Source organism: Salinivibrio sp. HTSP, from assembly GCF_003390965.1.
Taxonomy (GTDB): Bacteria; Pseudomonadota; Gammaproteobacteria; order Enterobacterales; family Vibrionaceae; genus Salinivibrio; species Salinivibrio kushneri.
On record NZ_PXUD01000100.1, the window covers coordinates 1 to 6,070 of the forward strand.

Consider the following 6,070-nt stretch of genomic DNA (forward strand, 5'->3'; position numbering starts at 1 on the left):
AAAAGAATTGAGTAGACATGGTTACCTCCGGTATTAAAGGCCGCACCTAAGTGTGGCAGATCTTCAAGAGGGGGAATCCATGTCATTCGTTAGGAGGATTTAAGTGCTTAAAATTGAAGATCTGCGAGAGCGCTTAAACACGAATGTTGATGCAAAACGCAACTCTCGATTTGAAGTAGCTTTTAGAAGTCTCGGGTATCAAGACGAATACTGCAGATACCACTACGAGCAATATCATAAAGAGTATAAGCTTTTTCTTTCTGCTATGGCGGGAGAGCTAGACGGAAAAGAAATTCAGAACCCTCAGTACTATCGGGTGGCTTTTGAGGCTAATTGCTTTTCGTTTTTTCGTGCTCTCCACTCATTGATTGAGTCGATTCCATATTTGCTAAATCTCCTCATAGAGATAAATGATGATGCCGAATCTCGTCATGTAAACTGGGGTTGCATTATCAACTCTCATGCATCTTCAACGTTTTCCGATGGAGTGGCTAAAATTAAAGCGTTACGTGCTTCTGATTCCTATCAGGAGTTAGAGCATATCGCAAATGTATCAAAACACCGCCGTATAGTCCGCATCGATAGCGGTATTTTTTCAGAGAATAAATCGGCTCGGTTTTGTTCTGAAGATTTTGATAAACAGTTCAGAAGTTATCAACTTGGAGAATTAATGGAAACCATTTATGATGATTTGCATCCAAAGGCTTTAGATATAATAAAAAGCTTTGTGCTCTAACAGGCCAGTATTCCTAACAATGCCATGCACGCGACAAGCGCGTGATAGCTGGCGTTATACCAGAGAAAAGAACAACTATGGAAATCGAAGAAAACTTATTGACAGCGCTGCAGACGCTATTTTTATTATTTATTCCACTTTTTTATTTGTACGTTATTTTATGTTTTGAAAAAAGAAACGCTATCAAGGTCATTTCACATTATGATAATTTACTAAAAGAAAAGTTAAGGCAGCGAAAATTAGTTCGAGTTATCATTTTAGAGCCTGATGTAAAGGGTAAGATAAAATATACTTTAAAGCTCATTCCCTATGCACCAATCCTCCCGTTTGCCGGTATATTAAAGCATTTGAAAAATTCCCTAGAGATAAGTGATACCTTTGTTAGTAAGTGTAATGAAAATAACGGTTACATTTACGAGGCCGGTGTGCAGGATATCCTTGAACAACGAGATGCTTGCATTACGTTCTATTTTATGGCTGAGATGTTAACCTGCAATCCTCTTAAATATCGCAAAATAATTAAAGATTGGGAGCAAGATTCAAATTATGTAAAAAAATATTTTACTGGCCTGATTCCTGGCCTCGTGCAAGTTAGGTAAGGCAACTAAAAGTATAAAAAAGGTAGCAGGGTATATTTCTCATCGCTAAGGTAAAAAAGTAAAATATATCCCCTGAAAATATTTCCCTACTAGGGGTGTTATGCAAGGAGAGGAAGCAATACATGGCAAAAATTAAAGTACACGCAGGTGACTTTTTGCAGGATGAAGGGCAATTTACATTTGGGATTATGACCCTCAAAACGAAGAAGCATAGCTGGGCTGGAGAACAAATCCCCATTAAAGAATTGGAGATGGTTGAAGTAGCTTCAGAAGAAAACGTAAAAAAGGTTGGAGGTACTGTTGGTTGGGGGGCTGCTGGTGCTCTCCTTTTAGGCCCTGCTGGCCTGTTAGCTGGACTACTACTGGGTGGGAAAAAGAAAGAAGTTACCTTTGTTGCTAAATTCAAAGATGGTAGAAAGCTATTGGCTACAACTGATAGCAAGACATTTACAAAGCTTCAAGCCGCCGTTTTCTGATAAACTATTAGTATTGTAGTTAGTTTTGTCCATCCACCGAACCGGTTTCTGTTGCACTCAAAACCGGCCGCTGAACATTGGCGTTATTTGGGAAACGAAAGAACCTAGCATTATCAAATAGCCGCCACATTGAAATCATTGATGACGAGCCATATCAAAACGATGCGCTGAGCCGGAGGGAGTGTGGATAGGTGCAAACAAAGTTCGTCTTGTCTGTAACTGCGCACTTTCTCCCTTTAAAACTGCGCAGTCTTTTGCGCACTTTTTGGCTCAAAACCCGCGCCCCACAAAGGCTAGCGGCGCAAAGATGTCATCGGTGTGCGGTTTTTCTTTTTGTCTACAAGTGCGCAATTTTTCGCTTTTATTTTAACCCTACTGACACCGTAGCGTTTAGTTTGGTTGGGCCTATAGTGTTTTCCTTTTCCATTGGTTTTGCCACGCACTTTGGCGAGATACGACAGCCAGTAAATGATCTCAGCTTTGGCGTGTGAATCCCCTCTGGGTAGTACTTTAAAACCGCACCCTTGGACATGACCGCCTTCAAAAGCTGCCCAGTAGTCGTCAATGGTGGTTTGAATGGTATGGAAGTGATTCACCTTTGAGCCATCCAAAAACAGCACGCAATGGTAATGCTGTTGTTTGGCCCTTTCATGCTCTCTCACCCATAGATAGCCAATGTTAGGCGTATTGTAGTACCGCTTTAGGGCTTGTACCACTAGAGAGAGTAAGCGGCTCACTGTCGCATTGTTGTCGGTGTATTCCGTTAGGTGCAAATCAAAACGAAAGCAGAACACCCGCGCATAGTGAGACTCCATCGCCTCCAACTGGTTTACCAAACCCCGAAGAATGTCGGTGTAGAGCGGCGATAAGTTTGGCCCAGTATTGACCCCCCAGCAGCGACCGTCTTTGGTTTTGAAAAATCCCGTATTAGTGGAGTAAGCCAATTCTTGCCCCCCTTTTCATTGCTTAACCTGCTCGCTTTTCATCACCGTCCGCGGCTTTAAAGTCGCTTCGTGTCAACGTACGTTCCGGAAGTGGGCGAACCAAAGTCTATTGCCCTTACTTCTCTTATCAGTGATGTGGATATTGAGTAGAAGATATTAATAAAACCCGACATGTTTCCTTGACTTTGGTAAGTGGCCACTATCAACTTGGCTTGCGGCCTGCCTAGTCATTCTCAGTAACCAAGCGCTTCGAATTAAGTGGAAATTTGCTTAAAAAACCTGGAAAACATATCTCATCTCGTCTCAACCCCGTAAAATCAGGTGCTTAACTGGTGGCAGTGACTTGCTTTTGTCATTGCCAATAAAAATGGCTGCCAACACTGACAGCCACTGGTTTGAATGATTTCCTGCTATCGACGGCGCGGGGGTATATCGTCTCGACTAGCCTGTAAGTGACGCTTAGCCGTTGTCGCGAGCTCCTGAAGTGCCCATACCACTCCCTTGCAATGCTGGTTATCAACCACCTCAAAATGAGCAGTACTAAGTACGACAGTTAGGCTCTCTAGCTGACACAAGGCTTTATCCGCCAGCTCAGCGTGATCGACAGGATGCTTGGTTAAACTCGTCATAATATTCCCCCTCCGAATATTGTTGCTCTCGACTGAAAGGCGGCTAGCAGGGGATTGCGACTACACTTTGATGGTGGCCTGACTCCCCATTTGGCTCGCCAGCTATTAAGCACACTAACCGCGCTTTGTGCCGCATCGAGTTCAGCCAGCCAGTAGCGTTTAAATATGGCCTTGCAACCGCGCACACTGGTAAACGGCGTGGATTGACTGACGATTCGAATACCATGACGTATACAAAAGATGTTCATATCCGTAGGGAATGCGATATTCCCAAATTTACCGGCCCCATCCAAAAAGCTAGCATGGGTAAGAGCTCGGATATTTACGTCTATCGGAGATAGGCCAGCTTTGCCACGGCGTAAAAGCTCTGATAAGCATTGTTCAGCCAGCTTGGCCTTACTTAGTGCAGAAAACTTGCTCATTGTTGCCACTCCCCATTAAGCCATGCCTCATAGTCGGCTTCGCTCCAGCCAATGGTGCGTCCGTTGTTTTGCTGAGGAGGAGGGAACGACTGCTCCTTGCGCCACCAGCGCCAAATAGTCTTAGGGGAGCGCCCGACAAGGGCTGACATTTCTTTAAGGGAAACAATTCGTGGTGTTGCCATGCTCTATTTCTCCGTCGGTTAAATTCAGAACATGGCTAGTTAATATAAGCATAGATTTTGGGTTAGGAAGGGCCTGACATTGGTTTTTTATCACATTTTTCAAAATAAGCGCATTAAGGTAATTTAAGCGCCTACCAGCGGAATCGTATCGTTCTCCAATAAGTAACAGGAGATCGACATTTTAGACCTCATTCACCCGCCCTAAAGCTCTGCTTTGCAATACCTTGATAGCAGAAACGAATATCGTGACACTCCCGGTACTAGCTGAGATGCAAACCTTCAAGTCCTTCCTTTGAATGCCACCACATTATTGACGCTGGTGCCCTCGTTTAATCGTTGCTCCCATGATTCCAAAGCCCTTCGTTTCTCGGGCAGGTATTCATAGCGGTCATAGTGTTTGCTGGATACGTCATTGAGCGCATGGTTTTGAATACGATCCCGCAGTGATTTAGAAATGCCAATCTCGCCCATCAGGGTTTTACAGGTCCGGCGAATGTCGCGGGGAGTGAAGGACGAAACAAAAGACGTTGCCTCGCGGTATCGGGTAACTGCCTGAGAAAGCGAATCCATTCGGATATGTTCATCGCGGTTTAAGCGGTGCGGAAAAATGAAGTCAGAGTCTTGGTTTACCTCACGCAGTTGGTCAAGAACCACCAGCGCGGATTCAGTCAGGGGAATGATGTGCTCTCGCTTATTTTTAGACAGATCACGACTTACCAATAGCGATTTCTGTTGCCAATCTACCGCTTCCCACTTCGAAGCCGCCAGCTCGTAAGGTCGCTGGCCCCCAGTATAGAGGCAAAGCAAAATGAGGCACCGGATAGTATCACCCATTCTAAACCGTTCATATTCCCCGTTCAGGTCGGCGATTAGCTGGATCACTTCACCTATTTTGAGGTAGTGATTACCCACGCGCTCTGCATCTTTTTGTTTGGGGATAGCCGTCATTGGGTTAAACACCAACCCAAACTTTGCCTCATCAATGAAGTTAGCAGGATCGTTATCGTGCCTTAGTCCGTAGTTAAACGCGGCCATCAGATAGCTGCGTACACGGTTTGACTGCGTTCTCGCCCCACGCCTTATCATTTCCGCCAACACCAGTTTTAACTCGTGCGTGGTGACATTCTTGGCTTTGGTGGAAGGAGGTATAATCGGATACACTTCCTTCTCAAGAGAGGCGAGGACCGCTTTGTGGGTACGCTTACCGTCCCGCACCATTTGCGCGACATAGGCTTCAAATAATTGCTGTATTGACCCTTTTCTTGCCTCCTCGCGTTTTGCGCTTTCCTGTTCACGCCTTTGCGTTTCGATTTGCTCTTTCGGGTCAATCCCTTGTAAAAGCAACTCCCCCAGCTCTTTCTGTTTTGCCCTTGCCTCAGTAAGCGACAGCGCAGGAAACTGCCCTAACGGAATGAACTTCGCTTTGCGGTCCATAAAGTAACGAAACACAAAACGCTTGCCGCCTTTTGGCGTGACTTGCACTGCCAACTTGCCCGTTCCGCGCTCACTATTACTGTCCCACTCATAGTAGGGTTTGGCTTTGGGTTTTAGCCCCCGAATACCGCTTACTGTTAACATGGCGCATTCCCTCACTCAAAGATTCCCTTGTTTGACTACGGCGATTTTTAGTCAAACAATTAGTCAAACAAGAGCGTACCTGAATGAGACTAGGTGAGAAAAGATAAACCAAAGGAATGTTTTTAACTAGTTGAATTTAGTCACAAATAAACTAATTTGAGATGACGTGAGATTTTATGGAAAACAGCCATATCACGACTCATAATCGATTGGTCCCCAGTTCAAGTCTGGGAGGGGCCACCAGTCACAGAAAGGCCTGAGAGGTTAGTAACCACTCAGGCCTTTTGCTTTTTATTTTGCTGTGTAGCATATATGTAGCAAATTAATCGCACTTAAACGTCCTTTTGATGCGCACTCCCCACCTGCCATACCCATTCTCAGGTTCGATATTAGTGATAGCTCGCTTAAGCACAGCTTTCGAACAGTCCGCCTTTTGAATCCATCTCACAAAATATGGCTTATCTAACACTTTGGACAATAGCGCACGAAAACCAAAACAGCCCT

7 protein-coding genes are annotated in these 6,070 nt (G+C 44.8%); 3 read left to right on the forward strand and 4 right to left on the reverse strand.

Features of this window, described 5'->3' with window-relative positions; translation table 11 throughout:
- The first annotated feature begins 103 nt into the window (after positions 1-103).
- The 3 genes from C7A19_RS14435 to C7A19_RS14445 all read left to right on the forward strand — a co-directional run bounded on the left by C7A19_RS14435 (position 104) and on the right by C7A19_RS14445 (position 1,811).
- A complete protein-coding gene (locus C7A19_RS14435; protein ID WP_116645242.1) occupies positions 104-736 on the forward strand; it encodes a hypothetical protein in 633 nt (210 codons plus the stop codon).
- A 77-nt stretch (positions 737-813) separates the two neighbouring features.
- Entirely contained in the window at positions 814-1,335 is a 522-nt protein-coding gene (locus C7A19_RS14440) for a hypothetical protein (RefSeq protein ID WP_116645243.1), read from the forward strand.
- Positions 1,336-1,457: 122 nt separating this feature from the next.
- Positions 1,458-1,811 carry a hypothetical protein gene (locus C7A19_RS14445; protein ID WP_116645244.1) on the forward strand — a complete coding sequence of 118 codons (354 nt, stop codon included), beginning with the start codon at positions 1,458-1,460 and terminating at the stop codon, positions 1,809-1,811.
- A 293-nt stretch (positions 1,812-2,104) separates the two neighbouring features.
- Here the strand turns inward: C7A19_RS14445 and C7A19_RS14450 are convergent, their stop codons facing one another.
- The 4 genes from C7A19_RS14450 to C7A19_RS14470 form a co-directional block, all read right to left on the reverse strand.
- Positions 2,105-2,755: an inovirus-type Gp2 protein gene (locus C7A19_RS14450; RefSeq protein ID WP_155522572.1), complete on the reverse strand. Its 651-nt coding sequence runs from the start codon at positions 2,753-2,755 to the stop codon at positions 2,105-2,107.
- Between the two features lie 410 nt (positions 2,756-3,165).
- A complete protein-coding gene (locus C7A19_RS14455; protein ID WP_116645246.1) occupies positions 3,166-3,384 on the reverse strand; it encodes a hypothetical protein in 219 nt (72 codons plus the stop codon).
- 418 nt (positions 3,385-3,802) lie between these two features.
- Positions 3,803-3,988, reverse strand: a complete 186-nt coding sequence (locus C7A19_RS14465; protein WP_116645248.1) for an AlpA family phage regulatory protein — start codon at positions 3,986-3,988, stop codon at positions 3,803-3,805.
- A 279-nt stretch (positions 3,989-4,267) separates the two neighbouring features.
- Positions 4,268-5,566 carry a site-specific integrase gene (locus tag C7A19_RS14470; RefSeq protein WP_116645249.1) on the reverse strand — a complete coding sequence of 433 codons (1,299 nt, stop codon included), beginning with the start codon at positions 5,564-5,566 and terminating at the stop codon, positions 4,268-4,270.
- Positions 5,567-6,070 lie beyond the last annotated feature (504 nt).

Coding starts and splice junctions, on each gene's coding strand:
- C7A19_RS14440 (WP_116645243.1), top strand. CDS start 814: ATGGAAATCGAAGAAAACTTATTGACAGCGCTGCAGACGCTATTTTTA.
- C7A19_RS14445 (WP_116645244.1), top strand. CDS start 1,458: ATGGCAAAAATTAAAGTACACGCAGGTGACTTTTTGCAGGATGAAGGG.
- C7A19_RS14455 (WP_116645246.1), bottom strand. CDS start 3,384: ATGACGAGTTTAACCAAGCATCCTGTCGATCACGCTGAGCTGGCGGAT.
- C7A19_RS14465 (WP_116645248.1), bottom strand. CDS start 3,988: ATGGCAACACCACGAATTGTTTCCCTTAAAGAAATGTCAGCCCTTGTC.
- C7A19_RS14470 (WP_116645249.1), bottom strand. CDS start 5,566: ATGTTAACAGTAAGCGGTATTCGGGGGCTAAAACCCAAAGCCAAACCC.